Annotated in this window: 27 protein-coding genes and 1 tRNA gene; 14 read left to right on the top strand and 14 right to left on the bottom strand. The window is 66.8% G+C overall.

The window, feature by feature from the left end; all coding sequences use genetic code 11:
- Positions 1-825 (top strand): LLM class F420-dependent oxidoreductase, encoded by an 825-nt coding sequence (locus A5678_RS23995; protein ID WP_082945720.1) that lies wholly within the window; start codon positions 1-3, stop codon positions 823-825.
- Between the two features lie 4 nt (positions 826-829).
- Here the strand turns inward: A5678_RS23995 and A5678_RS23990 are convergent, their stop codons facing one another.
- A complete protein-coding gene (locus A5678_RS23990; RefSeq protein ID WP_156747064.1) occupies positions 830-1,942 on the bottom strand; it encodes a CapA family protein in 1,113 nt (370 codons plus the stop codon).
- 149 nt (positions 1,943-2,091) lie between these two features.
- On the opposite strand from A5678_RS23990, the gene A5678_RS23985 reads away from it, so the two are divergent.
- The 4 genes from A5678_RS23985 (at position 2,092) to A5678_RS23970 (ending at position 5,207) form a co-directional block, all read left to right on the top strand.
- Positions 2,092-3,528, top strand: a complete 1,437-nt coding sequence (locus A5678_RS23985) for a phosphoribosyltransferase family protein (protein WP_082945719.1) — start codon at positions 2,092-2,094, stop codon at positions 3,526-3,528.
- A gap of 415 nt (positions 3,529-3,943) precedes the next feature.
- Positions 3,944-4,369, top strand: a complete 426-nt coding sequence (locus tag A5678_RS23980; protein ID WP_068047899.1) for a hypothetical protein — start codon at positions 3,944-3,946, stop codon at positions 4,367-4,369.
- A gap of 101 nt (positions 4,370-4,470) precedes the next feature.
- A complete protein-coding gene (locus A5678_RS23975; protein WP_068047896.1) occupies positions 4,471-4,923 on the top strand; it encodes a DUF5709 domain-containing protein in 453 nt (150 codons plus the stop codon).
- A 211-nt stretch (positions 4,924-5,134) separates the two neighbouring features.
- Positions 5,135-5,207, top strand: a tRNA-Arg gene (locus tag A5678_RS23970).
- Between the two features lie 18 nt (positions 5,208-5,225).
- Here the strand turns inward: A5678_RS23970 and A5678_RS27355 are convergent.
- Positions 5,226-5,432 carry a hypothetical protein gene (locus tag A5678_RS27355; protein WP_156747061.1) on the bottom strand — a complete coding sequence of 69 codons (207 nt, stop codon included), beginning with the start codon at positions 5,430-5,432 and terminating at the stop codon, positions 5,226-5,228.
- 238 nt (positions 5,433-5,670) lie between these two features.
- Between A5678_RS27355 and A5678_RS23965 the strand changes: the two genes are divergently transcribed.
- A complete protein-coding gene (locus A5678_RS23965; RefSeq protein WP_068047893.1) occupies positions 5,671-5,898 on the top strand; it encodes a hypothetical protein in 228 nt (75 codons plus the stop codon).
- Positions 5,899-6,146: 248 nt separating this feature from the next.
- Here A5678_RS23965 and A5678_RS23960 read toward each other — a convergent pair whose 3' ends face one another.
- On the bottom strand, positions 6,147-6,530 hold the full coding sequence (locus A5678_RS23960; RefSeq protein WP_156747060.1) for a hypothetical protein: 384 nt from the start codon (positions 6,528-6,530) through the stop codon (positions 6,147-6,149).
- A gap of 212 nt (positions 6,531-6,742) precedes the next feature.
- On the opposite strand from A5678_RS23960, the gene A5678_RS26805 reads away from it, so the two are divergent.
- Together A5678_RS26805 and A5678_RS28095 are read left to right on the top strand one after the other, a co-directional pair.
- Positions 6,743-7,123: a DUF4189 domain-containing protein gene (locus tag A5678_RS26805; protein ID WP_082945718.1), complete on the top strand. Its 381-nt coding sequence runs from the start codon at positions 6,743-6,745 to the stop codon at positions 7,121-7,123.
- Positions 7,124-7,207: 84 nt separating this feature from the next.
- A complete protein-coding gene (locus A5678_RS28095; RefSeq protein WP_156747059.1) occupies positions 7,208-7,570 on the top strand; it encodes a transposase in 363 nt (120 codons plus the stop codon).
- A gap of 335 nt (positions 7,571-7,905) precedes the next feature.
- Here A5678_RS28095 and A5678_RS23955 read toward each other — a convergent pair whose 3' ends face one another.
- The 3 genes from A5678_RS23955 to A5678_RS23950 all read right to left on the bottom strand — a co-directional run bounded on the left by A5678_RS23955 (position 7,906) and on the right by A5678_RS23950 (position 9,889).
- Positions 7,906-8,139, bottom strand: coding sequence for a hypothetical protein (locus tag A5678_RS23955; RefSeq protein WP_068047887.1), 234 nt, complete (start codon positions 8,137-8,139; stop codon positions 7,906-7,908).
- Between the two features lie 43 nt (positions 8,140-8,182).
- Positions 8,183-8,323: a hypothetical protein gene (locus tag A5678_RS27350; protein WP_156747058.1), complete on the bottom strand. Its 141-nt coding sequence runs from the start codon at positions 8,321-8,323 to the stop codon at positions 8,183-8,185.
- Positions 8,324-8,407: 84 nt separating this feature from the next.
- On the bottom strand, positions 8,408-9,889 hold the full coding sequence (locus A5678_RS23950) for a DUF4185 domain-containing protein (RefSeq protein WP_068047884.1): 1,482 nt from the start codon (positions 9,887-9,889) through the stop codon (positions 8,408-8,410).
- A gap of 249 nt (positions 9,890-10,138) precedes the next feature.
- On the opposite strand from A5678_RS23950, the gene A5678_RS23945 reads away from it, so the two are divergent.
- The 4 genes from A5678_RS23945 (at position 10,139) to A5678_RS23930 (ending at position 14,983) form a co-directional block, all read left to right on the top strand.
- The gene (locus A5678_RS23945; protein WP_068047881.1) at positions 10,139-11,539 is read left to right on the top strand and encodes an MFS transporter; all 1,401 of its coding nucleotides are present in this window, start codon (positions 10,139-10,141) and stop codon (positions 11,537-11,539) included.
- Between the two features lie 219 nt (positions 11,540-11,758).
- A complete protein-coding gene (locus A5678_RS23940) occupies positions 11,759-12,985 on the top strand; it encodes an acetyl-CoA acetyltransferase (protein ID WP_068047878.1) in 1,227 nt (408 codons plus the stop codon).
- A gap of 1 nt (position 12,986) precedes the next feature.
- Positions 12,987-14,501, top strand: a complete 1,515-nt coding sequence (locus A5678_RS23935; RefSeq protein WP_068047875.1) for a carotenoid oxygenase family protein — start codon at positions 12,987-12,989, stop codon at positions 14,499-14,501.
- On the top strand, positions 14,501-14,983 hold the full coding sequence (locus tag A5678_RS23930; protein WP_068047872.1) for a VOC family protein: 483 nt from the start codon (positions 14,501-14,503) through the stop codon (positions 14,981-14,983). The genes A5678_RS23935 and A5678_RS23930 overlap by 1 nt, the downstream gene beginning before the upstream one ends.
- A gap of 4 nt (positions 14,984-14,987) precedes the next feature.
- Here A5678_RS23930 and A5678_RS23925 read toward each other — a convergent pair whose 3' ends face one another.
- From A5678_RS23925 to A5678_RS23895, 7 genes are all read right to left on the bottom strand, one after another.
- On the bottom strand, positions 14,988-15,416 hold the full coding sequence (locus A5678_RS23925) for a hypothetical protein (RefSeq protein WP_068047869.1): 429 nt from the start codon (positions 15,414-15,416) through the stop codon (positions 14,988-14,990).
- Between the two features lie 63 nt (positions 15,417-15,479).
- Entirely contained in the window at positions 15,480-15,953 is a 474-nt protein-coding gene (locus tag A5678_RS23920) for an SRPBCC family protein (RefSeq protein ID WP_068047866.1), read from the bottom strand.
- A 4-nt stretch (positions 15,954-15,957) separates the two neighbouring features.
- Positions 15,958-16,146: an antitoxin gene (locus tag A5678_RS23915; RefSeq protein ID WP_067951478.1), complete on the bottom strand. Its 189-nt coding sequence runs from the start codon at positions 16,144-16,146 to the stop codon at positions 15,958-15,960.
- A gap of 42 nt (positions 16,147-16,188) precedes the next feature.
- Positions 16,189-18,561 carry a cation-translocating P-type ATPase gene (locus A5678_RS23910; RefSeq protein ID WP_068047863.1) on the bottom strand — a complete coding sequence of 791 codons (2,373 nt, stop codon included), beginning with the start codon at positions 18,559-18,561 and terminating at the stop codon, positions 16,189-16,191.
- The gene (locus A5678_RS23905) at positions 18,558-20,135 is read right to left on the bottom strand and encodes a serine hydrolase (protein WP_068047859.1); all 1,578 of its coding nucleotides are present in this window, start codon (positions 20,133-20,135) and stop codon (positions 18,558-18,560) included. Before A5678_RS23905 ends, A5678_RS23910 begins: the two co-directional genes overlap by 4 nt.
- 38 nt (positions 20,136-20,173) lie before the next feature.
- Positions 20,174-21,286, bottom strand: coding sequence for an MBL fold metallo-hydrolase (locus tag A5678_RS23900; RefSeq protein ID WP_068047856.1), 1,113 nt, complete (start codon positions 21,284-21,286; stop codon positions 20,174-20,176).
- A gap of 5 nt (positions 21,287-21,291) precedes the next feature.
- Entirely contained in the window at positions 21,292-22,023 is a 732-nt protein-coding gene (locus A5678_RS23895; protein WP_068047853.1) for an enoyl-CoA hydratase, read from the bottom strand.
- A 27-nt stretch (positions 22,024-22,050) separates the two neighbouring features.
- Here A5678_RS23895 and A5678_RS23890 point away from each other — a divergent pair, with 27 nt between their 5' ends.
- Positions 22,051-23,523, top strand: coding sequence for a carboxyl transferase domain-containing protein (locus A5678_RS23890; protein ID WP_068047850.1), 1,473 nt, complete (start codon positions 22,051-22,053; stop codon positions 23,521-23,523).
- An 80-nt stretch (positions 23,524-23,603) separates the two neighbouring features.
- On the opposite strand, the gene A5678_RS23885 is transcribed toward A5678_RS23890, so the two are convergent.
- Positions 23,604-24,155, bottom strand: a complete 552-nt coding sequence (locus tag A5678_RS23885) for a TetR/AcrR family transcriptional regulator (protein ID WP_068047847.1) — start codon at positions 24,153-24,155, stop codon at positions 23,604-23,606.
- Between the two features lie 104 nt (positions 24,156-24,259).
- On the opposite strand from A5678_RS23885, the gene A5678_RS23880 reads away from it, so the two are divergent.
- Positions 24,260-25,399, top strand: coding sequence for an FAD-dependent oxidoreductase (locus tag A5678_RS23880; protein ID WP_068047844.1), 1,140 nt, complete (start codon positions 24,260-24,262; stop codon positions 25,397-25,399).
- The last annotated feature ends 59 nt before the right edge of the window (positions 25,400-25,458 follow it).

Here is a 25,458-nt window from a genome sequence, read left to right as displayed (position 1 = left end):
TTGTTGGTGGCCAGGGATTTTCGTTTCGGGATGAGCATGCGGTTCTTCAAGTCGCGCGAGGCACTGCTCGATAAGGCCAAGCGGGCTGAAGACGCAGGCTTCGACATTCTTTGTGTGCCAGACCATTTGGGTGCCGCAGCGCCCTTTCCGACGCTGACCGCGGTGGCCATGGTCACCACGAAGCTTCGGCTGAGCATGTATGTGCTCAATTCCGCGTTCTATAAGCCGGCTCTGCTCAGCAGGGATATGCAGGCCCTGGATCTGCTCAGCGACCACCGCCTAGAGATCGGGCTCGGCACCGGCTACGTCCGCGAAGAGTTCGAAGCCGCGGAAATCCCGTATCCCAGTGCCGGCGCGCGGGTCGACTACCTCGAACACATGACGAAGTACTTGAAGGAGCACCACCCGTCGACGCCACTCATCATCGCCGGCAATGGTGACCGGGTGCTGACCATCGCGGCGCGCAACGCCGACATCGTCGGGCTGACCGGCGCCAAGGTGCGCGCCGTCGATGACCCGTTCGCCGAACGCGTCGAATTCGTCCGCAACGCCGCGGGAGACCGGTTCGATTCACTCGAGCTGAACCTGGCGATCACGGCGATGCCGCGGGACGGCGAAACCGAGCCCGACCTCAAGCTGACGCGCACCTACTCCCCGGGGCTTTCCGATGAGGAGATTCTCTCCATGCCGTCGGTGCTCAGCGGTTCGCCCCGCGAGATCGCCGATACGTTGTCCGCTTATCGGGAAAAGTACGGGGTGTCATCCTTCACGGTGCAGGACAACAACATCGACAACTTTTCGAGGGTGATCGCGGAGCTGCGTTGAATGGTTAGCGGTTGCCGGTCAACTCGATCTCCAGAAGATCGTCGGCCCCCGTCACGACCCGTAACCCGAAGCGGCGGCTGACGTGCTCGATCGTGCCGCGGAGCCATTCGGCCTCGTTGCGTGCCGCACGCTCGAGCCGCATCCGGCGCACGCGCAGCGGAATCATCCGCAACGAGACCAGTTCTCCGGCAGCGGGATCCGTTTCGGTCAGGTACAGGAGTCTGAGGTCGCTGCGGAATGACTCGTGCCCACCGATGCCTTCGTAGTCGTCGATGACATCGCCGCAGCCGTAGAGGATGGGTTTGCCGCGGTAGATCTCGATCGGCCTGGGGTGGTGCGAGGAGTGACCGTGCACGACGTCGACGCCGGCATCGATCAGCCGGTGCGCGAATCCGACGTCACTTTGCGCAATGGCATAACCCCAGTTGGATCCCCAATGCACCGAAACGATCGCGACCTGGCCGTCTCGTTTGTGTGCCAGGACGTCCGCGGCCACCTCGTCGGCGGCGCCGCGCACCGATGAATCCCGGATCAGTCGTACGCCGGGCCGATCGTGGCGCGCCGCCCAAGACGCAGGAACGCCGGCCGACGGCATCGCCACCGAGCCCACCGTTACCCGGTTTCCGTCGCGAACGTCGACCACCGCCGGCTTGCGTGCGGCAAGCAGGTCGGCGCCGGCTCCGACGCCCCGGATTCCCGCACCGGTCAGAGCCGTCACGGTGTCGGCCAGCCCGTGGTGACCGAAGTCGAGGATGTGGTTGTTGGCCAATGCGCAGACGTCCGGCCGCACCGCCGCCAGCGCGGGCAGGTTGTCCGGGTGCATTCGATAACACACCGCTTTGCCGTGGGCGAATTCACCGCGGGCAGTGATCGTCGTCTCGAGGTTGATCAGCCGAACGTCAGGGGCGGCCTCATCGAGGAGCGTCAGCACCTCGCCCCAGGGCCAACGGGAGTCCACTGGTCGCGAAATCGGCCCATTCGCCCGCTCGGCCAACCGGACATATCCCCCGGCATCGCGCAGATACTCCTCACGCAATTCCGGATCGCCCGGATGGGGCAGGATCTGATCGACGCCTCGCCCGAGCATGACGTCGCCGCCCAATAACACCGTCACCACACCGGAGCCACGCGAGGAGCCCGGTGAGCGATCCGTCGCCACAGCGCCGACGCTAGGCGGCCGGAAATCGACGGCCAGGAGGCGTTGGTCCCCGCGGGAGTGGCCTTACGACCCTTCGGTGCGCAATAGGGTCGCGACACACTCGGAAGATGACGCAAAGGCATCGCGGTGGCGATTGCGGGCGGCCGCTGGCACAACGGCTGGCGTCGCTGCGTGGCGATTCGAGGCTGTTCGACGACCGCGGTGACGCCGGCCGACATCTGGCCGAGAGCTTGGGATCCTTGCGCGGTCAAGACGTTGTGGTGCTGGGCCTTCCGCGCGGCGGTGTGCCGGTGGCCTTCGAGGTCGCCAACGCCCTGCAGGCGCCGCTCGATGTGTTGGTGGTGCGCAAGCTCGGGGTGCCGTTCCAGCCCGAGCTGGCCTTCGGCGCGATCGGTGAGGGCGGGGTGCGGGTGATCAACGACGCCGTGGTGCGTGAAGCCCGCTTATCCGCGGACGAGATTGCCGCCGTCGAGGCCAAGCAGCGGACCGAGATGGCTCGTCGCTCGGACAGGTTCCGCAGTGGGCATCAGCGGATCCCGTTGGCGGGACGGACCGCCGTGATCGTCGACGACGGCGTCGCGACCGGCGCGACGGCCAAGGCCGCGTGCCAGGTGGCCCGCGCCGAGGGCGCGAGCAGGGTTGTGTTGGCGGTTCCGATCGGCGGAAGTGATGTGTTCGCACGATTCGCCGGATACGCCGACGAGGTGGTCTGCCTGCACACCCCGGAGTTCTTCTTCGCCGTCGGCCAGGGCTACCGCAACTTCACCCAGACTTCTGACGACGAGGTGGTCGCGCTCCTGGATCGCGCCCGCGACGGTTCTCGGGGGCCGGTCGGCGACGCCGCCTCGGCCGACCCACCGTTGCGCGACGAGGAAGTGCGGGTAAACGTCGGTTCGGTGTCGGTGGCCGGCCATCTGACGATCCCCGAGCATCCGGTCGGGGTGGTGCTGTTCGCGCACGGTAGTGGGAGCAGCCGGCACAGCCCCCGCAACCGTTACGTGGCCGACGTGCTGAACGACGCGGGTCTCGCCACGCTGCTGTTTGACCTACTCACCCCGGCGGAGGAACGAAACCGCGCCAACGTGTTCGACATCGAGCTGTTGGCGCGACGGCTGGTCGACGTCACCGGCTGGCTCAGCCGGCAACCGGACACCGCCGCGCTGCGGGTCGGCTACTTCGGCGCCAGCACCGGCGCGGGCGCCGCCCTGGTCGCCGCCACCGACCCCCGCGTAAATGTCGCGGCGGTGGTGTCCCGGGGCGGGCGGCCGGACCTTGCGGGCCCGTTCTTGGCCAGGGTTCACGCGCCGACGCTGCTGATAGTGGGCGGCAACGACGACGTGGTGCTGGAATTGAATCGGCAAGCGCGGGCTGCCATCCCGGGCAACTGTGAGCTCACCGTCGTGCCGGGCGCCACCCATCTCTTCGAAGAACCCGGGACGCTCGAGCGGGTCGCGGTGCTGGCCCGCGAGTGGTTCATCGACCACTTGTCTAGCTCGGCGGCACGTGCTCCCCGGCCCGCGGGCACTCGTCGGGTAGATGGATGAGTACCGCGTCGTCATCGGCCGGCGCGGCTTGGCCGCGGCGATGCGCAGTCAGGTAGAGCCATCCCGGTCCGATGGTTTGTTTGCAGCGGGCGCATTGTGGGTCTGCGGCCATTGCTTCCTCCCTTCCCGGAGTCACGATCCCGGTTGCCATTCTCCGCGTCTTGGGCCGTCGTGGGCCGTCGTTTGAGGACATCGGTTGCCGCGTGGCGTGATTCGGGGCGTCCCGCGGTGCAGTCCGACGCGAACGGCATTGCGAGTCGGGTAAACCATTGAACCGCAAGCCGACACAGGGCGGCTGGCGGGGAACCGAGCCCGCAGGGGCCGGCCCGCTGCCAGGCCAATTGACGCAGGAGTTGACTCAAGACATGACTTTCGACTCTCGCCGGCACCGGGTCAGCCGCGCAGACTGCAGAGCATGACCACATCTGACGACACCGCCCAAACCTGGCGCGACGTGGCCGATCAGCTCACCGCCGCGCAGATCGCTCAGCTCGAGCGCCTCGAACGCGACGAACCGCGGACGCTGCTGGAAATGGCGCGCCAGTGGGCGGCCAAGAACGTGTCCGCCGGGATGCCGTTCGACGCCATCGCACCCCCCGACGGTGCCGTTCGCACCTTCGACTGGCAGCTCGACAGGAACTGGTTTCGCGACTTTGAGGGCACCACTCGCCGAGGCGGGCGGGCGCGCGTTCAGATCTACGGTCGACAGCAGGTCGACGGCTCGACGCGACGGTGGATCGCCGTGCACGCCCGCCACCTGGATGCGCTGGACGGGATCGCCGCACGCGAACTCGCCGCAGCGTTGACGGATGCGGCCGACGAGATCGAACGGCTCAGCTGATGACGTTTCGGGTAGAAACTTCGGGCCCTACCCCTCCATGAGACGACTTATATTGCAGCAGAACAGGTATGGAGGAACGACGGACACATGGCAGGCATATCGTGACTTCTCACTACGAGACCGGCCCTGCAGCCGGCGAATACAGTGTCGAGGACGACAACCAGCTTCAGCCCGAGGACACCCTGATAGATCGGGGTGTGGACGACGTCCTCGACGAGGGGTATTCGCCACCCGAGCGGCCTTACGGACGAGGCGCATTCGGCCCGGGTGAGACCATGGATCAGCTGCTCGCGGAGGAAGAGCCCGACCCGGCAGCTCGCATCAATGTCCCGCTCGACGAAGCCGAGCAGCAACGCTCCGATGCATCCGAGCGCGAGTTCGAATTCCCCCAGTGGAGCGAGGTGGGCCGCGCCCGAGCCGGCCGCCTTGTCGCGCCGGACGAGGGATTCGGCGGCGACTACGAGGATGAATTGGTGGCTTCGGACGTCGGGCTCGACGGCGGCGCGGCGTCCGCCGAGGAAGCCGCCATGCACGTCATCGAAGACGAGGACTGACCGAACCGGCGAGTCCGGCGGCTAGCTCTTGACTACTCTCGCCGGCTGACACCCAACCGCGCTGAGCGACCGCTACCGCGGACGAGGCGTGGAATGGCAATGGTCGCCATGAGCAGACCCGCTAAACTCACGGCGTCAGGACGCTAGACGCACCTTATGTACGCCTGCACGGATGCGACTCGGGGTGCGGTCGGGTGTTCGCAGACGGCCCGCCCTCGTAGCTCAGGGGATAGAGCACGGCTCTCCTAAAGCCGGTGTCGCAGGTTCGAATCCTGCCGGGGGCACAGGCGGGAATCCGCAGATCAGAGGCGGTTTTCGGGCCACAAAGGAGCGACAATCGTGCGATCATCGTGCGATGGTTTCTCGCGATCATCAGCGCCAGCCAGCGGATATTTCGGCGTGCCTGGCCACGGAATCGGCGTGGACTCGACTCCCAGACCACCGATAAGCTGGACGCCGAGCGTGGCACAGAACGACCACAGGCGGGTATGGGCCAGCACATGGATCACTCTCTTTCTCTCTCGAAGGACGACATAGAACGAGCCTGGGTCCGCGCCAACCAGGCCCGAGAATGTGCCGAGCGAACAGTGCGCGACTCAGTTGCAGCTCTTGAACCTGCCGCCGCGTTAAGGGCAAAGAACGGCCCGGTGCCGCTAGGACACGTCTCTTCCCATTGCTTACGGTCCGCGGCCGGACACGCCTCCCGATGCACCCTGATCTACCAACGACACCCGCGATAATCGGCCCATGGCCTGGGAGTTGGTCGCCCCGGTGGCGGCAGCCGTGGCGTCGATTGCAGTCGGCGTCGGCGGCGTGTTCTTCACCTGGCTCACTGGCAGGCAGGGCCGCGAGCATGCCGAAGCGGTCCTCGGCCAGCAGTTGGCCCATGAGCGACTGCTAGCCAGCGAGGCGCGGGATCAGCAGCGGCTCGAACGGCCTACGTCGATCTGCTCGGTATGCCCCTTTGCGGCATAACGGAATGTCTCAACGCGCAAAGGAGCACCTCACCGCTCCTGGATGATCGGATGCAGGGCCACTGAGGCGCTGTCCACATCGGCCCTCAGTCCCTTGCACGACGGATGCCGCAATGTGATGCCAGAGTCTCGGTACTCAATGGCCCCGACCACTTCGGCATTGGCCCGCCGCGCATAAGTGGCGATCTCCGAAGGCATTTCGGCGAATAGGGATGTAATGCGCTGTAACGGCTGTAGACACTTAATGAGTCATCGTCGCTCTGCGGCGCTGAGGCCGGTTCCGACCACTCCGCAAAATTGCAGCCGTCCTTGTGAGGTGTAGGCGCCGACGAGGAGCGCGCTGACGGTCTGCCAGTTGACGCCAACGCCTGGTACCCATCCTCCGACGATGAAGTCGCCACGTTTACGGTGCGGTGTCTTGATCCAGTCCCGTGATCGCACTCTCGGCGTGTATACGGAATCAAGGTGCTTGCACACGATCCCTTCGAGGCCCAACTCCGCCGTCGCGGCCAGCACCATCACCGAGTCCGTCACCGGGTCGACATCGGTCCAACTTCCGGGAATTGAAAGACACTGCTGCCGCTGCTCGACGCGATGTCCACTAAATCGGTTTCCGATTAGCGACATCGTCATGGCGGGTTAGCGCGAGGACAATCCCCCACCCGAGCCTTCCGGTCATCCGAGGTGGCGAACACCGTGACAAGGCAGGGCCGAGCCTCCCCAGCAGCGGTCGACGGTTATCGGCTCAGTGACCATGGGCTCATCGTGTTGGTGGCGAAGGACTCTACGTGATAGGTCGCTGTGACAGGAGGCTCACGGTATCCGCTCATCGTGAAGGGGTATCGATGAACAACAAATTGAACGCAGGCGTCGGTGCACTGTTAGTGGGCGTAGCCATGGTTGCCGCCCCGGTGGCTCATTCCGATCCGGGATGGGTGGCCGTTGCGGCCTCCGATCGTGAAGATCACACCCACTGGAGCTGGGGTCCAGCAAGCCAGGGCGCCGCGGAAGGTCAGGCCTTAGCCGCCTGCAGAAACACGGGCGGGCCAAACTGTCACGTCATTGCCTCCGGTACGCCGTGCTTGGCGCTGGTGGAGGACGCCGAAGACTATCACTGGGGAATCGCTGGCAACGCCGATGACGCCATGGCGAATGCAAAAGCACGGGCTGTGGGGGAGTTAACTATCGACGGCGTCCACTGCATCTGGGACATAGCGCGTGGCTGACAAAGGTTTCGGGTGTTGTGCCTGAGGCTTAAGGGATGTCGCGTTTTCAGTTGCTTTCGGATGCTCGGTGGGCGTTGATCGAGGATTTGTTGCCAGTGCGGACCGGCACGCGGGGCCGTTTCGGGATGCCCGGCAATTGGTGGAGGCGTCATTTACCGGTATCGGTGCGGGATCGCCTGCCGGGACGTGCCCGAGGTGTTCGGGCCGTGGCAGACGATTCGGACCTGGCATCGCCGGATGAGTGCTGAGGGTATTTGGGATCAGGTGCTGGGACGGTTGCTGGCTGATGCCCAGGAGGCGGGCATCATCGATTGGTCGGTGGCGGGGGATTCCACGATCGCTCGTGCGCATCAGCACGCCACGAACGTCACCCGCCCACACCCTCGGCGGCGCCGGCGTCCACCGCCGAGCGCATCCGAGCCCGGCGCCTGGCGGGGGGCCAGCTGACCAAGGGGATAACCGCCCCATCGTTTATTCACCGTTTACGATCGGGAATCGGCGCGAACTACCGGCAATCGTTGCTAACACTAGAGCGTCCAAACCATTGCAGCCCAACCAATAACGGCAACTAACGAAACACGCTGGCTGATAAAGCCGGTGTCGCAGGTTCGAATCCCGCCGGGGGCACTCACGGGTGTGTATGACGTCGGCCGATGGTTGACATTTTGTCTTCGGGTGATGCCTGACAGTGTTTCGGTTGATGGTTGACAGTTACTTCGGTTGATCCTTGACGCTCCCTAGATGAGGGAGTTGAGCGTGGCCGAGCAGAGGTATCAGAGCGCTCAAGGGGTAATCCCGTAACCTTCGCCGTCGTCGGCCAGGTAGGTGACGTCGTACCAGCGTCGAGGCGGTTGGGCGCCCGTTTCGTACTCCTCGGTCGCGGTTGCCCGCGCCAGCCGAACGTCCGTCAGAAGCGGATTATGCACGCGGATATAGTCTTCGAGTTCAGCAAGTAGGGCATCGCCCGTCAGTGTCGCGTCCGCGAGCGCCTTTGCTTCACGCTTGGCCCAACTCACGCATATATATTGCCCCGGCCGTTGCGGCCGGCGACGCGCTGGGTTATGTGGCCATCCGTCCGTCGAGCAAGATGCCCAACCGGACGGCGCCATCCCTTCGGCGCACGCCCTCGATGCGCACCTCGATGTCTGGCCGCCGTGGCTTACTGGCGGTCGAGGTGGCCGGGTTCTCGAAGGTGATCATCGCCGATCTCCTCTCTCACTAGAGCCCCACTTCATTCAGGGTGCGCCTGCTTTGTTGACTATTCGGGGTGCGACACGATCACGATTAGGGCAAGACGGTGTGCATCAGCATCACGTCATATGCCGACCACAGCGACAGGTTGAAGTACAGGTCCCGCCCCGACGACCAGGGGTGGATCATCGGCGCATAGATGCCGCCGGGCATCGAGAAGGCCGACACGAGCGGTTGCTCGGGGCTCCACGGTCCCTGCGGGGCCGGCGCGGTGCGTGCGACCACGTCGTTGCTGCCGCCGTTGGTGTAGAGCACCAGATACTGCTTTAGGTAGTTGTTGTATTGGGCCGACATCTCGCCCACCGGGCCCGGGAAGATCGGCGTAGCCGCGCCCGGGTTGTTGGGAACCCAGCGGCCACCGTTGTCGCCGTTCCAGTACTGGTACTTGGTCACGTCGGGCAACTGACCCGGCGGCACCCGCGACAGGAATGCCGCACCACCGCGTCCCGACGGGGTCCCGAACTGATACAGGTAACCGTCGTTGCCTTTCATGAAGGCACCCATTTGGAAGTTCTCATTGCCGGGCGTGAATCCGGCTCCCGGGATGGCGTCCGCGGAGGCCGTGCGGATCGAGGTGGGAAAGATCCCCCAGTTCTGGCCGTTGTCGTTGGACCGCGCGATCGCCGAGTAGTTCGTGCTCCATTCGCCGTCTCGGCCCCACTGCCGGATGGACATGTAGCTCATGTACTGCGTCCGGCCGATCGAGATGCCGGCGGTCGGAATGATCCCGGTCTCGTGGGCTGCCTTGTGGATGGTGTTGACGACCTGCTTGGACAGGTTCGTCGCCCACACCGGTGAACCGGAGTACCGGTCGTTGGGGATGCCGTCCGCGATGTGGATTCCGTGCGACAGATCCCGGTCCGAGCTGCGGAACAGCGTGTTGTAGCGCCATTGTTGACCCTTGACTTTGCAGTAGCCGAAGGTGTCGCCAAACGCCATCAGGACCTGGCGGTTCATGGGATCGCCGTTGTCCCAAGCGATACCGAGGTCGGTACCGGAAATGCTGAAACGCTGCAGCGTCTTGTTCGGGCCGTCGGGTCCGGTCACCCAGTCGACGAGCGACGTCGGCGCGCCCGCGATCGAGGGAGGTGGTGGTGGCGCCGGCTGTGGCTGCGGCGGTGGGACCGCTGCGCCGTTGGGCTGCAGCTGACCGGCGTTCGGCGGTTGCGGGAGTCCGGGGACGGGAGGATTCGGCCCGGGCGGTAACACCTCCGCTTGCGGTCTCATCGGCGCGGCCTGTCGTGGGATCGCCGGCTTGAGAAATGAGGAGATCAGCGGCCCCAGCTTGGGCAGCGGGGCCTGGTCATTGGTATGGGTGGGCCTGCGCCCGGTCGGCGGTTGGACGACCGGCTGGGGTGCGGGCATCGCCGGCTGCGCGGCGGGCGGGTCGATGTTCGCCTCCGGCGCGCCGCACGGGGTGGCGTTGGCCGACGGCGCTGGGCCGATCACGTAGACGAGTCCGACAGCGGCCGCCGACGCCATCGATAGCGACACACTTCGAAGAATCGCCGACATGTAACACCTTTCGAGCGGCGGGACACCGCATTGACGTCCGCAGTTGGCTCATGTGACGATAGTGAGTGGCGCGACTGTTGTGACTAGTGATGCAGCGATAGGTACGCATCCGTGACCGTGTCGCAACGCAGGCCCGGGCCAGGTACGCTCCGATCCGCCAGCACACTCATCGCCGCCCAGAGAATGCCCGGTTTCGGCACACGGCCTGCGCGGCGGCCACGGGTGGGCGGCCGCCAAGGAGGGCGATCGATGAGTGTGCGTGATGGCCTGCGCGCCAACCTGTCCCAAGGCCAGGCGTATCTGCGCCGCGTGGTCGCCGCGTCCATGGCCGGCACGGTGGTGGAGTGGTACGAATTCTTCCTCTACGGCACGGCGGCAACCCTGGTTTTCAGCAAGGTGTTCTTTCCCCGTGGCGGTAACGAACTCGACGCAATCCTCGCCGCCTTCGTGACCTACGCGGTGGGTTTTGCCGCCCGCCCGCTCGGTGGCCTCGTCTTCGGCCAACTCGGTGACCGGTACGGCCGCAAGAAGTTGCTGCAGCTCAGCCTGCTGCTGGTCGGCGTCTCCACCTTCGCGATGGGCTGTCTGCCCACCTTCACCCAGATCGGATACTGGGCGCCCGCGTTGCTGGTGGTGCTGCGATTCCTGCAGGGCTTCGCCGTCGGCGGCGAGTGGGGCGGGGCGGTGGTGCTGGTTGCCGAGCACAGTCCGAACTCCAGTCGCGGCTTCTGGGCCAGCTGGCCGCAGGCCGGCGTGCCCGGCGGGAACATGTTGGCCACCGTGGTGCTACTGGTTCTTACCTCGACACTCTCCGATCCGGCATTCCTGAGCTGGGGCTGGCGCGTCGGCTTCTGGCTTTCCGCGATCGTCGTTCTGATCGGCTATTACATCCGCACCAAGGTGACAGACGCACCGATCTTCTATGAAGCGCAGCAACGGTCCGAGCTGATCAATCACACCCGGATCGGTGTCGTCGAGGTGTTGAAGCGTTATCCCCGTGGCGTTTTCACCGCCATGGGTATGCGGCTCGGCGAGAACACCATGTACTACCTTGTCGTGACCTTCTCCATCACCTATTTGAAGGTCCACGTGCACGCCGAGACCAAGACCATCCTCTGGTGGCTGCTGGTCGCGCATGCCGTCCACTTCGTGGTCATTCCGCTGGTCGGGCACCTCAGCGACCGGTTCGGCAGGCGCCCAATCTATTTCATCGGCGCGATCAGCGCATGCACGTGGGGTTTTTTCGCATTCCCGATGATGAACAGCGGGCGCAACGGGATCATCTTGTCGGCGATCGTCCTCGGCTTGGTCATTCACGGCCTCATGTACGCAATCCAGCCGGCGGACATGGTCGAAATGTTCCCCACCCGGATGCGATATTCGGGGGTGTCCCTGGGCTACCAGGTCACCTCGATTGTGGCCGGTTCGCTTGCACCCATCATCGCGGTTCGCTTGCTCGAGACCTACAAGTCCGCGGTGCCCATCTCCTGGTACCTGGCGGCCACCGCCGCGGTGAGCGCCGTGGCCGTCCTCGCCGCTGCTGAGACGAAGGGCATCGACTTGGCGGCGATCGACTTGGACGACGTCCGCGTTCCGGGAGGTCGATCGGACGGGCCCGAGCCCACCGAGCTCGTCGAAGGCGCCGTTTAACGCGCACGACGGCTTTAGACGCAAGCCGCATGTTTGTTCGCCGCCGTACGGGGCAATGTTCCATGAGAGGCGAACGCGTCGGCCGGCCTTCGCGTACGCCTAGGTCCCGTCGGTTCAGCCCGAGAGCCGACGGGGCCGCCCCATTTCGGGGCTGCTTTTCGATTAGGGCGCTCGCGATACGCCTCAACGACGAGGTCATCCAGGAGTACCGTGCGGCGTATGAATGGCTCGTCGGGTGTGTGGATCCTGGGCGGTTGGCAAACCGATTTCGCCCGCAACCTCACCAAGGAGGGCCGCGATTTCGCCGCCCTGACCGTGGAGGTTGTCGAGCGCACGCTCGCCGCGGCCAGCGTGAACGCGGCCGACATCCAAGTGGTCCACGTCGCGAACGCCTTCGGCGAGATGTTCGCCGCTCAGGGCCACCTGGGCGCGATGCCGGCCACCGTCTGCGCCGACCTCTGGGACACCCCCGCCTCCCGGCACGAAGCGGCGTGCGCGTCCGGCAGCGTCGCAACGCTGGCCGCGATGGCCGACCTGCGGTCGGGCGCCTACGACACGGCACTGGTGGTCGGGGTCGAGCTCGAGAAGACGGTGCCCGGCGACACCGCGGCCCGGCACCTGGGCGCGGCCGCGTGGACGGGTCACGAGGGGGCCGACGCGCGTTACCTGTGGCCGTCGATGTTCGCTCAAGTCGCCGATGAATACGACCGGCGCTACGGCTTGGACGACGCACACCTGCGGGCCATCGCGCAGCTGAACTTCGCCAACGCGCGGCGCAACCCCAACGCCCAGACGCGCGCGTGGACCGTCCCCGACCCCATCACGGACGACGAGGCAACCAACCCCATCACCGAGGGCCGGTTGCGGCGCTTCGACTGCAGCCAAATGACCGACGGCGCAGCGGGATTGGTTCTAGTCGGCGATGCCTACCTGCGCGGCCATCCCGATGCCCGCCCGATCGGCCGCATCGAGGGCTGGGGGCACCGAACGGTGGGGCTGGGTCTGCGGCAGAAGCTGGACCGGGCCGCCGATGACCCCCACGTCCTTCCGCACGTGCGGGCCGCGGTACACGACGCGTTGGCCCGCGCCCGCATGACCCTCGACCAACTCGACGGGTTTGAGGTGCACGACTGCTTCACTCCCAGCGAGTACCTGGCCATCGACCACATCGGGCTGACCGGCCCAGGTGAGTCATGGAAGGCCATCGAAAACGGGGAGATCGAGATCGGCGGCCGGCTGCCGATCAACCCCAGTGGCGGGCTGATCGGCGGCGGCCATCCGGTCGGGGCTTCCGGCGTGCGCATGCTGCTCGACGCGGCCAAGCAGGTCAGCGGTGCGGCAGGCGATTATCAGGTCGAAGGAGCCAAGACGTTCGGCACCCTCAATTTCGGCGGCAGCACCGCCACCACCGTCAGTTTCGTCGTCAGCACGGCAGAGAGTGTGTGACATGGATGTTGAGATTGTCGGTAAATTCCTGTCCACCCTGCCCGAAGACGACGACCACCCGTACCGGACCGGGCCGTGGCGTCCCCAGACCACCGAGTGGGATGCCGACGACCTCATCGCTGTGGACGGGGAAATCCCGCGCGACCTGGACGGCATCTATCTGCGCAACACCGAAAACCCGCTGCATCCGGCGCTGAAGACCTATCACCCGTTCGACGGCGACGGCATGCTGCACATGGTCGGCTTTCGCGACGGAAAGGCCTTCTACCGCAACCGTTTTGTCCGCACCGACGGCTTCCTGGCGGAGAACGAAGCCGGCGAGCCGCTGTGGCCGGGGCTGGCCGAGCCGGTGCAATTGGCCAAGCGCGAGCACGGCTGGGGGGCGCGCACCCGGATGAAGGACGCGTCGAGCACCGACGTCATCGTGCACCGGGGCGTCGCACTGACCAGCTTCTACCAATGCGGCGACCTCTACCGGGTCAATCCGTACTCGGGCGAGACGCTGGGCAAAGAGAGCTGGAACGGGCGGTTCCCGACCGATTGGGGCGTTTCCGCGCACCCGAAGGTGGACAGCAAGACCGGGGAACTGCTGTTCTTCAGCTACAGCAAGCGAGACCCGTACATGCGGTACGGCGTGGTCGACGAAAACAGCGAGTTGGTCCACTACGTCGACATCCCGCTGCCCGGCCCGCGACTGCCACACGACATGGCGTTCACGCAAAATTATGTGATTCTCAACGACTTTCCGTTGTTCTGGGACCCCGCCCTGCTCGAGCACGACGTGCACCTGCCGCGCTTCTATCCCGACGTGCCATCGCGGTTCGCGATCCTCCCCCGCCGCGGCGGAACCGCCGACATCCGGTGGTTCGAGGCGGACCCGACGTTCGTGCTGCACTTCGTCAACGCCTATGAGGACGGTGACGAGATCGTCCTTGATGGCTTCTTCGAGGGTGATCCTTCGCCGGTGGACACCGGTGGTTCGAAGTGGGACAAGCTGTTTCGGTTCCTGGCGCTCGATCGCCTGCAGTCCCGGCTGCACCGTTGGCGTTTCAACCTGGCCACCGGGACGGTGCGGGAGGAGCGGCTGTCGGAGTCCATCACCGAGTTCGGCACCATCAACCCGGACTACGCCGCGGGCGACTACCGCTACTCCTATGCCGCCACCGGCAAGCCGGGGTGGTTCCTGTTCGACGGCCTGGTCAAACACGACCTGCGGACCGGAACCCAGCAGGAATTCCGCTTCGGCGACGGCGTCTACGGAAGCGAAACGGCAATGGCGCCAAGGGTCGGGGCCACCGGTGAGGACGACGGTTACCTGGTCACCCTCACCACCGACATGAACACCGACGCCTCCTACTGCGTGATCTTCGACGCCGCCCGGATCGCAGACGGCCCGGTGTGCAAACTTCAACTGCCCGAGCGCATTTCCAGCGGCACCCACTCGACGTGGGCGCCCGGCGCCGAGCTCCGGCGCTGGGATACCGCCGAGTCGCCGGCAAGCGCAATCGGGCTCTGATGGCCGCGCAGAATCCGCGCCGCACCACGCACTGGCCGGTGCAGCTGGCGTCGATCGGCGGCATCCGTTTCGCGCGCCGGTCGGCGAACTTCCAAGAGACGGTGCGGTTCTATCGCGAGCTGGTCGGGTTGCCGCTTTTCGAGACGTTCGGCGAGAGTTACGGCAGCAACGGCGCCATCTTCGGACTGCCCAGCTGGAACCTGACCATGGAGATCGTCGAATCCGTCGAGCCCGTAGCGGTGGACCACCACGAACAACTGTGCCTGTACTTCCCCGACCAGCAGGCGCAACAGGCGGCGATCGCGCGCCTGCAGGCGGCAGGGATCAAAGCCGTCGAACAGCACCCGTACTGGGCGGCGACGGGCGCCGTCACCTACCGCGACCCAGACGGTCGCGAGATCGTGTTCGCGCCCTTCGTGTTCGGCGTCAACGAGCCGAGCGACAGCTCCGCCTCAGGAACGCACGAGTTCCCTTCGCCCTGAAACCTCAGCGGCCGGACGAAGTCAGGGCCGCGATGACCGCCGCAATCGAGCACACCACCGCACAGATCGCCGCGACGACGCCGACGTACAGCCCATATTGGGCCGCTACCGGTGGATTGACGTTGAGCTTGTAGTACCACGCCATGAGCGCGACGATCAACAGCGAAATCACCAGCGCGGCAACCGAAGCGAGCCTGACGGATAGGCCGCGGCCGACCATCGCGCCGGTCACCAGCAGCGCCGAGGACAGCAGCACGATGAGCTGGCCCGCGCCGAACCCGCGCGGCAGTTCCAAGTTCCCGTGGGCGCCTCCGATGGCGTTGGCCCAGCCCCCGCCGTTGACCGAGGTCGTCAACCACGGCAGCCACGCGCTGGCCGAGATCAGCAACGCGAAAAGTGCCACCAGCCAACCAGGACGCAGCCGGCGATTCATGCAAGCGAGATTAGCCGACGTCCGACGGACCCGGGAACGTCACGCCAGCGTGGCGCTCGTCGGTCAGCGACGACCGCCGCCGGAACCGTTCATGCCGGGGTCGGGCCGGGTGAACACAGTGACGAAGTTCTGCAGCGACATGTCGATGTCGCCCCGCAGCGCGGCGGCGACGATCATGCCGATGGGCCCGAACAGCGCGGGGCCGCCGAGGTGGACGTCGAAGCTGACGATCGAGCCCTCTTCCGCGGGCTGAACTTTGGCCATCAGCTTGACCTTGACGCCGCCGACGCCGTCACCGTTGAGGGTCATCCCTTCCGGTGGCTTGTAGCGCACGACCGTCCACCTGATCCGGTTGTACATGCCCTTGACTTCGACGATCGACTCCACGACCGTGCCCTTGTCGATGCCGTCGGGCAGTTTGCTGCGCCATACCCGGTGAATGGTCAGCCAATCCTTGTACCGGGACAGGTCGGAGGCATGCTTCCAGGCCACCTCGGGTGGCAGCGGGACGTCGATGGATCCGGAGAGTTTCGCCATGAGCTCAGTTCTGGTCGTCGCCTTTAGCCGCGGACTCGGCCGCTTTCTTGGCCTCTTCCTGCACTTTATGGATGGTGTCGGAGTACTTGCCCTGCGTCTTCTCGTCGACGAATTCGCCGGCCTTGTCGATAGCGGTCCCGACCTTGTCGGCGTTCTGCGACAACAGGTCTTTGGCCTTGTCCAGGAATCCCATGTACCCGTCCTTTCCCCGCCGAAATCCTACTTGGCCCGGCCGTTAGCGCCACAGCCGCGGCTGCATGCCCAGCAGCCGTGCCCGGATCCACCACATCGCCTCGATGGCGCCGGCGCCCAGCAGGCCGATCCCCACCGCGGTCGAGGTCACCACGACATCGGAGGGGTCGAGCAAGAACGCCCGGCGGGCCAGCGGGATGCTGAAGATCACCACATAGGCCAGGCCGGAGGCGACCACCAGCGCGACCCGCCACCACTGGTAGGGGCGCGCGACCACCGCGAGTACCCACACCGCCGACATCAGCAGCGTGATCAGGGCCGCGGTCGACGCCTGCTCCTGTTGCTGGAACGTCGCGTGCCGGCCGTGATAGGCCAGCAGGTAGGACGCGAAAGTCGCGGTGCCGACGATGAGCCCGGAGGGCAGGGCCGAGCTCAGCACCCGCCGCACGAAGCCCGGGTAGGCGCGTTCGTTGTTGGGGGCGAGGGACAGGATGAACGACGGGATTCCGATGGTGAACCACGCCGCGATGGTGACGTGAATCGGCTGGAACGGATACAGCAGGGGATCGGCTTGGAGCGGTTTGGCAAACAGGCATTCGATGCCGACGAGCAGCGCCAGCAGCACCGAATAGACGGTCTTGGTCAAGAACAGGTTGGCGACCCGCTCGATGTTGCCGATTACCCGCCGGCCCTCGGCGACGACATATGGCAGGGTGGCAAACCTGTTGTCCAGCAACACGATCTGCGCGACGGCACGCGATGCCGGGCTGCCGGAGCCCATCGCGACACCGATGTCGGCATCCTTGAGGGCCAGCACGTCGTTGACGCCGTCGCCGGTCATCGCGACCGTGTGCCCGTGCGATTGCAGGGCGTGCACGATCGCCCGCTTCTGGTCGGGCCGCACCCGGCCGAACGTGGTGTGGGTGTCCAGTGCGTCGGCCAACTGCGCGGGCTCCGCCGGCAGCCGGCGCGCATCCATCGTCTCCCCGCGCAGTCCGAGCTTGTCGGCGACGGCGCCGACCGACACCGCGTTGTCGCCGGAAATCACCTTTACCGAAACATCCTGCTCAGAAAAATAATCCAGCGTCTCGGCGGCGTCCGGACGCACCCGTTGCTCGAGAACCACCAGCGCTACGGGGGTAACGCGGCCTGGCGCGTCCGGATGATCGACGGCGACGTCGCCGGTGCCCACCAGCAACACCCGCAAACCCTGCGCACCGATCCGCTCGGCCTGTTCGACCGCCGTCGACGCCGGGTCGAGCAGCACATCCGGCGCCCCGATCACCCAGTTGCCATTGTCCCCGAAGGACACCCCGCTCCACTTGGTGGCCGATTTGAAAGGCGCAGTGGCCGTGGCGATCCAGGGGGGTGGGCGCTGGTAGGTCTCGGCGATCGCCTGCATGCTCGCGTTGGGGCGCGGGTCGGCGGCGGCCAACGCCGCCAGCGCGTCCGCGACCCCGTCGCGCTGCGCCGCGTCGAGTTCTTCGACGGCCGCGACGCGCATGCCGTTCTCGGTCAGGGTGCCCGTCTTGTCCGCGCAGACCACATCGACCCGGGCGAGGCCCTCGATAGCGGGCAGCTCCTGCACCAGGCAACGGCGCTGCCCGAGCCGGATCACCCCGACCGCGAACGCGACCGACGTCAGCAAGACCAGGCCTTCCGGCACCATCGGCACCAGCGCGCCCACCGTCCGGAGCACGGACTGTCGCCAGCCCGCGTGGGTGGTGAAGAACTGGGTGTAGATAGTCAGCAGACCCGCCGGCACCAACAGGTAGGTGATGAACTGCAGGATACGGTTAATCCCATTGCGCAGTTCGGATTTGACCAACGTGAACTTGCTGGCCTCCTCGGCCAGCTTGGCCGCGTATGCCTCCGGCCCGACCTTGGTGGCGCGGTAGGCGCCCGTGCCGGCGACGACGAAGCTGCCCGACATGACCGCGTCCCTGATGCCCTTCGCCATCGGGTCGGCCTCCCCGGTCAGCAACGACTCGTCGACCTCCAGGTTCGCCTCCTCGACGATCTCGCCGTCGACCACGACTTGGTCCCCGGGCCCCAGTTCGATGATGTCGTCGAGCACCACCTCGGATGGTGCCAGGGTGCGCGTCCCGGACTGCCTGCGCACCAACGGTTTCGCCTGTCCGACGATGGCCAGCGCATCTAGCGTCTGTTTGGCACGGATCTCCTGAACCATGCCGACGACACTGTTCGCGATGATGAGCAGGCCGAACATCCCGTTGATCAGCGAGCCCGTCGCCAGTACGATCAGCAGCAGCACCCCAAGTATCGCGTTGATCCGGGTAAAGACGTTCGCCCGCACGATGTCCGTGATGCTGCGGGTGGCGCGTTCCCGGACCGCGTTGCTCTTGCCGTCAGCGACCCGCTGCGCCACCTCGGCATCGGTCAGGCCGGCGATCATCGGGCGAACGTTCCCAGCTTGTCCGAGTCGTAGTACTCCAGGTTCAGCGTGGTTCCCGCGAAGGTTGCCTTGGAAATCGTTCCGGGCGGGGCGTTTTCGTCGGTCAAACCGAAGGTGAAGGTGTCGCCGTCCCAGTGCGTCAGCCTGACCGTCCGGTTCTTGGGACCCATCGCCAGCTGGAGGGAACCATCGTGTTCGGTGACGACGGCCGGGCCCCAGTATTCGCTGGCATACACGCCGGCGTAGTCGCCGAGCGGCCTGGCCGGCGCCGGGTTGGCCGGTGGCTGCTTGCCGACCAGCGACCCCTCCGGGTTGTTCAGCCAACCGATCGCCTTCTTGTACAGAGCCGCCCAATCCTCACGAATCTGGCCGTACTGCACGAGATCCATGAATTCGGTGGTGAGCGTTTCCGGGATGCCGTAGGGCGCGCCGTTCGTCAGCGCGATGATGCCCACGTCCTCCGAGGGCATCACCACGAAGTTTGTCGCCGCCCCCAAATCGAATGCGCCTGAGTGGCTGTATTCGGTGCGCCCAGACGAGTCGACCGACGCGTTGAAGCCGTATCCGTAGAACCCGGCGCGCGCCTTGGGCGTCCTTGCGGGCGCGGAAACCATCTGCGGGCTGGTGGCGGCCAGCAGGGCCTCCGGCGACGCGATGCGCCGACCGCTGTAAGTTCCGTTGCCCAACAACATCATCAGCCAGTGGGCCATGTCGTTCACCGACGAGCTCACTCCGCCCGCGGGTGACTGCGGATCCGGATCGCGCTGGAATCGGGCCTCCCACTTGTCGGCGATCTTGATGTGATTGACCGCGTGGTTGGGCCGGGCGAGGAAGTCGGCGAACCGCGAACTGGTCGACGTCATCCCCAGGGGGCGGTAGAGCACCTCGTCGGACAGGTCCTCCCATGACTTGCCCGCCGCGGCCGCCACCGCCTCGGCCGCTGCGGTCACTCCATAGTTGGTGTAGGCGTAGCTGATTCGAAACGGGGCCAACGGCAGAAACTTCAGCCGTTCGAGGGTCTGTCGACGGTCGTAGCCCAGATCTTCGAGTTTGTCACCGGCGTGGTCGGGCAGCCCGGAGCGATGCGAATACAGGTCGGCGACGGTGACGTGGGCGGTGACGTAGGGATCGCTCAACGTGAACCACGGCAGCTTCGACGCCACCGGGGTGTCCCACGCGACGACATTGTCGCTGACTTCACGTGCGACCACCGTCGAACCGACCGACTTGGACACCGAGGCCAACTGAAAGACGGTGTCGGCGTCCACCTTGTTGTCCTGGGCCTGTCCCTTGGTCACATCCTTGATGCCGAAACCCTTGGCGTACAGTACGTTTCCCCCGCGGACGATGGCCACGGCCATGCCCGGGACGCCGGTGCCCTTCATCAGGTCGCCGACCATGCCGTCGACCTTGGCGACCGCCTCGTCGATGCGTCCGGCGGGGATCGCCAGACCGGACACCTCGTTGGGCGGTGCGTCAGAGAGCGCGGGCGGGCGGGATACCGGTTGCGCCGGCCCACATCCGGCTAGGCCCAGCAGCACCGTGGCAACGGCCGCGGCCGCGCGTTTCGTCATGGCGAAACTCTAACGTGGGGAAGCTGCCAGACCCCGAATCAGAGCCTCCACCAGGGATTCGATTTCGGCGGCGCCGCGCGATCGACGCGTTGGCCGGGGGCGGGGACCGCCACTTCGACCCGTTCCGGTTCCGCAGCGGCGAGCAAACGTTCGACCGGCTCAGCCCACGGATGGGGAGCCAGCCGGAACGTGCCCCAATGAATCGGCACGAGCAGTCCATCGCCGGTGAGGTCCAGGTGCGCCCGGACCGCTTCCTCGGGGTTCATGTGGACGTCCGGCCACGCGGTGTTGTAGGCGCCGATGGGCAACAGCGTCAGGTCGAACGGTCCATGGTCGGCGCCGATCTGCGCAAAGCTCTGGGTGTAGCCCGTGTCGCCGCCGAAGTAGGCGCGATGATTCGGACCGGCGAAGGCCCACGACGCCCACAACGTGGTGTTGCGGTCCAGGAAGCGGCCCGAAAAGTGCCGCGCCGGTAAGCAAGTCACGGTCAGCTCGTCGACCAGGCCGCTCTGATGCCAATCGAGCTCGACGATGCGGTGCTCCGGTATCCCCCAGGCGCGCAGATGGGCGCCGACACCGAGCGGCACGAAGAACGGGGCCCGCTGCGTGTGGGCCAGCGCGGTCACCGTGTCGATATCGAGGTGGTCGTAGTGGTCATGGCTGATCACCACCGCGTCGACGGCGGGCAACCCTTCCAATTGCACCGGCGGCGGGTGCAGCCGCTGCGGTCCGACGATGTCCGACGGTGAGCATCGGTCGCTCCAGACCGGATCGGTGAGCACCCGGTAACCGTCGATTTCCAGCAGCGCCGTCGAGTGACCGAACCAGCTGACGGCGAGCCGGCCGGGGTCACCGTCGAAGATCGCCGGCGCGGCCAACGGGATTGGCGCAGCCGGCCGGCTCACGCCCCGGCTGCCGATGAGCTCCCACGCGACCAGCCGCAGTTCTTCGCGATCCATCATGAGATTGGACGCGGGGTCGAGGTTGACGAATGCGCCGTCACGGTAGTTCGGTGACCCCTCCGCCACCGCCCTGATCGCGACGGGATGGGCGCCGAGGGCGGCAGGCGCGCCGTGCAGCGCCCGCACTACCCAGCCGCCGGCCGCCAGCGAAGCCGTGCCGGCGGCCAGTCGCAGCGCCCCCCGCAGCATGGCGATCAGGCCCCCTGGAACTTCGGCGGTCGCTTCTCGATGCGGGCGACCTGCGCCTCGATCACGTCCTGGCTCGCCCACGCTCTCTCGAAGAGCTCCTTGTGCACGGGCCCGGCCTCCTCGATGGCGCCGTCGTCGTTCAGCACCCGCTTGGCATGCTGAATCGCCAGCGGTGCCAGGCCGGCGATCTCGGTGGCCCACGCTTGGGCGTCGGCCAGCGTTCCGATGCGGTTGGCCATTCCGGTCTGCAGCGCCGCATCGGCGGTCAGCTTCTCCGCGGCCAGCAGCATCGCGCGGGCCCGCCCGTGACCGACCAGCGAAGACAACCGCCGGATGCTCCAGTTATCAAGCGCCAGACCGTATTTCGACGTCGGAAATTGAAAGAACGCGTCCGGTGCGACGACCCGCAGATCGCATTGCATGGCCAGCTGCAGCCCCGCGCCGATGGCGGGGCCGTTGATGGCGGCGATCACCGGGATCAGCGTGGTATCCATCACTTTGTGCAGCTCGATGAGCCGGTCCGGGTAGTCGGCGGCGAACGCGTCGCCGCTCAGGTCCGCGCCGGCGCAGAACGCGGTCCCCTGGCCGGTCAGCACGATGGCCCGAACGGAGCCGTCGCTCGCCTTCTGGAACGCCTCCCGCAGCTCCTCGACGAGCTGTGAATTCAGCGCGTTGCGGCGCTCGGGCCGCTGCAGCTCAATCGTCAGCACGGCTTCGGCCTGGGTAACACCGATCATGGCAGCCACCCTATATAGCCTCGTGTCGTGAGTCGTATCACGGCTGCTCAGCTGCGCGACGCGGTGCTCGACGAGGGCTCCTTCATCCGCTGGGACAGCGAGCCGCTCGGGGTGCCGGTCAGCGAGGCCTACGCGCAAGAGCTGGCGGACGCGCGAGCTGCCACCGGTCTGGACGAATCGGTGCTGACCGGCGAGGGCCGCATCTGCGGACGCCGGGTGGCGGTGGTGGTCTGCGAGTTCGGCTTCCTGGGCGGCTCGATCGGGGTGGCCGCGGCCGAACGGATCACCGCCGCGATGCAGCGAGCGACCTCCGAGGGCCTACCGCTGCTGGCTTCGCCCAGCTCCGGGGGCACCCGCATGCAGGAGGGCACGGTCGCCTTCCTGCAGATGGTGAAGATCGCCGCAGCCGTCCGCCTGCACAAGCAGGCCCACCTGCCCTATCTGGTCTACCTGCGCAATCCGACCACCGGCGGGGTGTTCGCGTCATGGGGTTCGCTCGGCCACGTCACCGTCGCCGAACCGGGCGCCCTGATCGGTTTCCTCGGGCCCCGGGTATACCAGCTGCTCTACGGCGAACCCTTCCCTGAAGGCGTCCAGACGGCGGAGAACCTGCAGCGCCACGGCGTGGTCGACGGGGTCGTCCCGGTCGGCGAGCTGCGGCGCACGCTGGACCGCGCGCTGACCGTCATCGCCGACCCACCCGAGCCCCTGCCCGCTACGGCGCCGCCCGAACCGCTACCCGACGTGCCGGCGTGGGATTCGGTGGTGGCGTCCCGCCGTCCCGACCGGCCGGGCGTCGGGCTGCTGCTGCGCCACGGGGCCACCGATCGGGTACTGCTCTCGGGCACCGGGCAGGGAGAAGCGGCGACGACCCTGCTGGCGCTGGCCCGTTTCGCCGGTCAGCCCGCGGTGGTGCTCGGGCAGCAGCGGGTGACTGGCGGGATGGTGGGGCCCGCGTCCCTGCGCGAGGCCCGGCGCGGCATGGCGCTCGCCGCCGAGCTGCGCCTGCCGCTGGTGCTGGTGATCGACACCGCAGGGCCCGCGCTGTCGGCCGAGGCTGAACAGGGCGGGCTGGCCGGCCAGATCGCCCAGTGCCTGGCCGAGCTTGTGACCCTCGATACCCCGACGGTGTCGGTGCTGCTCGGCCAGGGCAGCGGCGGGCCGGCGCTGGCGATGGTGCCCGCCGATCGGGTGCTCTCGGCGTTGCATGGCTGGCTGGCGCCGCTCCCGCCGGAAGGCGCCAGCGCGATCGTCTTCCGCGACACCGATCACGCCGCCGAACTCGCTGCGGCGCAGGGCATCCGGTCGGCCGAATTGGTGGCGTCGGGCATCGTGGACGCCGTCGTGCCGGAGCATCCCGACGCCGCCGACGAACCGGTCGAGTTCTGCCAGCGACTCTCGCGCGCCATCGCCGCCGAGGTGCAGGCGCTGCGCGCGCTGCCGGCCGGCGAGCGGCTGACGGCCCGCTTACAGCGCTATCGGCGCATCGGATTGCCCTGAACGGCGGCCGGGCGGCTCACGACACGTAAACCACGCACTCGACACGCCGCCAAACGTCACCGTGGTTTATGTCTCGCCAGTCAGTCGTCCGGTAGCCCGAGGTAGCGCTGAATGGTCGGGCCGAGCCAGTCGACGATTTCGTCGCGGGTCATCTCGACGACCGGTGGTAGCCGTAACACGAAGCGGCACAACGCCATCCCCAGGATCTGCGTGGCGATGAGCCCCGCCCGCACGGCGACTTCCTCCGACGGCACAAGCGAGCTGACCAGCGGCCGGATCTGGGTTCCGAAGATCTCCTGCATCCGTTGCGCCGCTTCGCCGTTGGTGGCGCTGGACCGCAACAGGATGACGAGCGCCTCGTCGCCCTCCCAGCGTTCGAGAAAGTGCCGCACCAACGACCGCCCGACCTGCGCCGGATCGGTCGCGGCGAAGTCGGGAAACCGCAAGTCGAACTCGGCCGCCGCGGCGAACAACTTGTCCTTGCTGCCGTAGTACCGCATGACCATCGCGGGATCGATCCCCGCGTCGGCGGCGATGGCGCGGATCGTCGCGCCCTGGAACCCGACCGCGCCGAACCGCTCGCGGGCCGCCGCCAGGATCACCGCCTTTGTCTCGTCCGACGACCTTCTCATGCCAACAAGTGTAGGCCAACAACTGTTGACATAGTTCGGTCGGCGCGCAAGCATGGAGGTATGCCAACAAGCGTTGACTAACCGATCTAGGGAGAGGAACGACCATGAGGGACACCGATGTCCTGGTGGTAGGCGCAGGCCCCACCGGCCTCACCCTCGCCGCCACACTGCTCAGCCGCGGAATTCAGGTGGCCGTGGTCGACAAGCTGGCGGAGGGCGCAAACACGTCTCGCGCCGCGGCGGTCAACGCGCGCACCCTCGAGGTGCTCGAGGAGCTCGACGTGGCCCGGCGCATGGTCAAGGCGGGGCTGATCGCGCCGCGATTCACCATGCGGCAGGGCCGGCACGTCTTGATGCCGGTCGACTTCAGCCAGCTGCCGACGGACCACCCGTATACCCTGATGCTGTCCCAGGCCGACACCGAGCGGCTGCTGCTCGAGCGACTCCACGAGTTGGGCGGTGACGTGGTCCGCCCCAAGGCGCTGAGCCGCATCAGCCAGGACGCCAACGGCGTGACGGCCACGTTCGACGACGGCGACACGGTCAGGTCCGGCTACGCCGTCGGGGCGGACGGCATGCACAGCACTGTTCGGACCCAAGCCGGAATCGGCTTCGCCGGTGGGGAATTCGCCGAGTCCTTCACGCTCGCCGACGTGCGGGTGACCGGCGAGGCGCCCCGCGACGAGGTGATCCTGTTCTACGCCAAAGACGGCCTGACGGTGCTGGCCCCGCTGCCCGGCGACATCTTCCGTGTGGTCGCGCCGACCGCGGACGCGCCGCAGCTACCGTCGGCGCAGTATGTGCAGGCGCTGCTGGACGGCCGGGGCTTCGGGCCGGGACAAACGGTCGTCACGGAGCTGGTGTGGGGGTCGCGGTTCCACATCCATCACCGCGTCGCCGACACCTACCGGGCCGGCCGATTGTTGCTGGCCGGCGACGCGGCCCATGTGCACAGCCCGGCCGGCGGCCAGGGCATGAACCTCGGGATCACCGACGCGGTGGCGCTGGCGGAGGCGCTCGCCGCCGTCCTGCGGGGCGGCTCGGACGCCGCGCTGGACGCCTACAGCGCCGCGCAGCGCCGCCGCGCCGAGCGGGTGCTGAAACTGACGGGACGGCTGACCCGGGTCGCGACCCTGCCCCGCCCGTTGCGGCCCCTCCGCAACACCGGAATGCGCCTGGCCGCAGGGGTTCCCGCGGTGCGCCGGCAGCTAGCGGTGCGGCTCAGCGGGCTCACCGTGGAGTGACCCGATCCCTCGGGGAGGCAACATCAATCAGACACCGGTCACCCCGGGCGCGAATGCCA

Source organism: Mycobacterium sp. E2733 (assembly GCF_001667585.1).
Classification (GTDB): domain Bacteria; phylum Actinomycetota; class Actinomycetes; order Mycobacteriales; family Mycobacteriaceae; genus Mycobacterium.
This window is presented reverse-complemented; position numbering and strand designations above follow the sequence as displayed.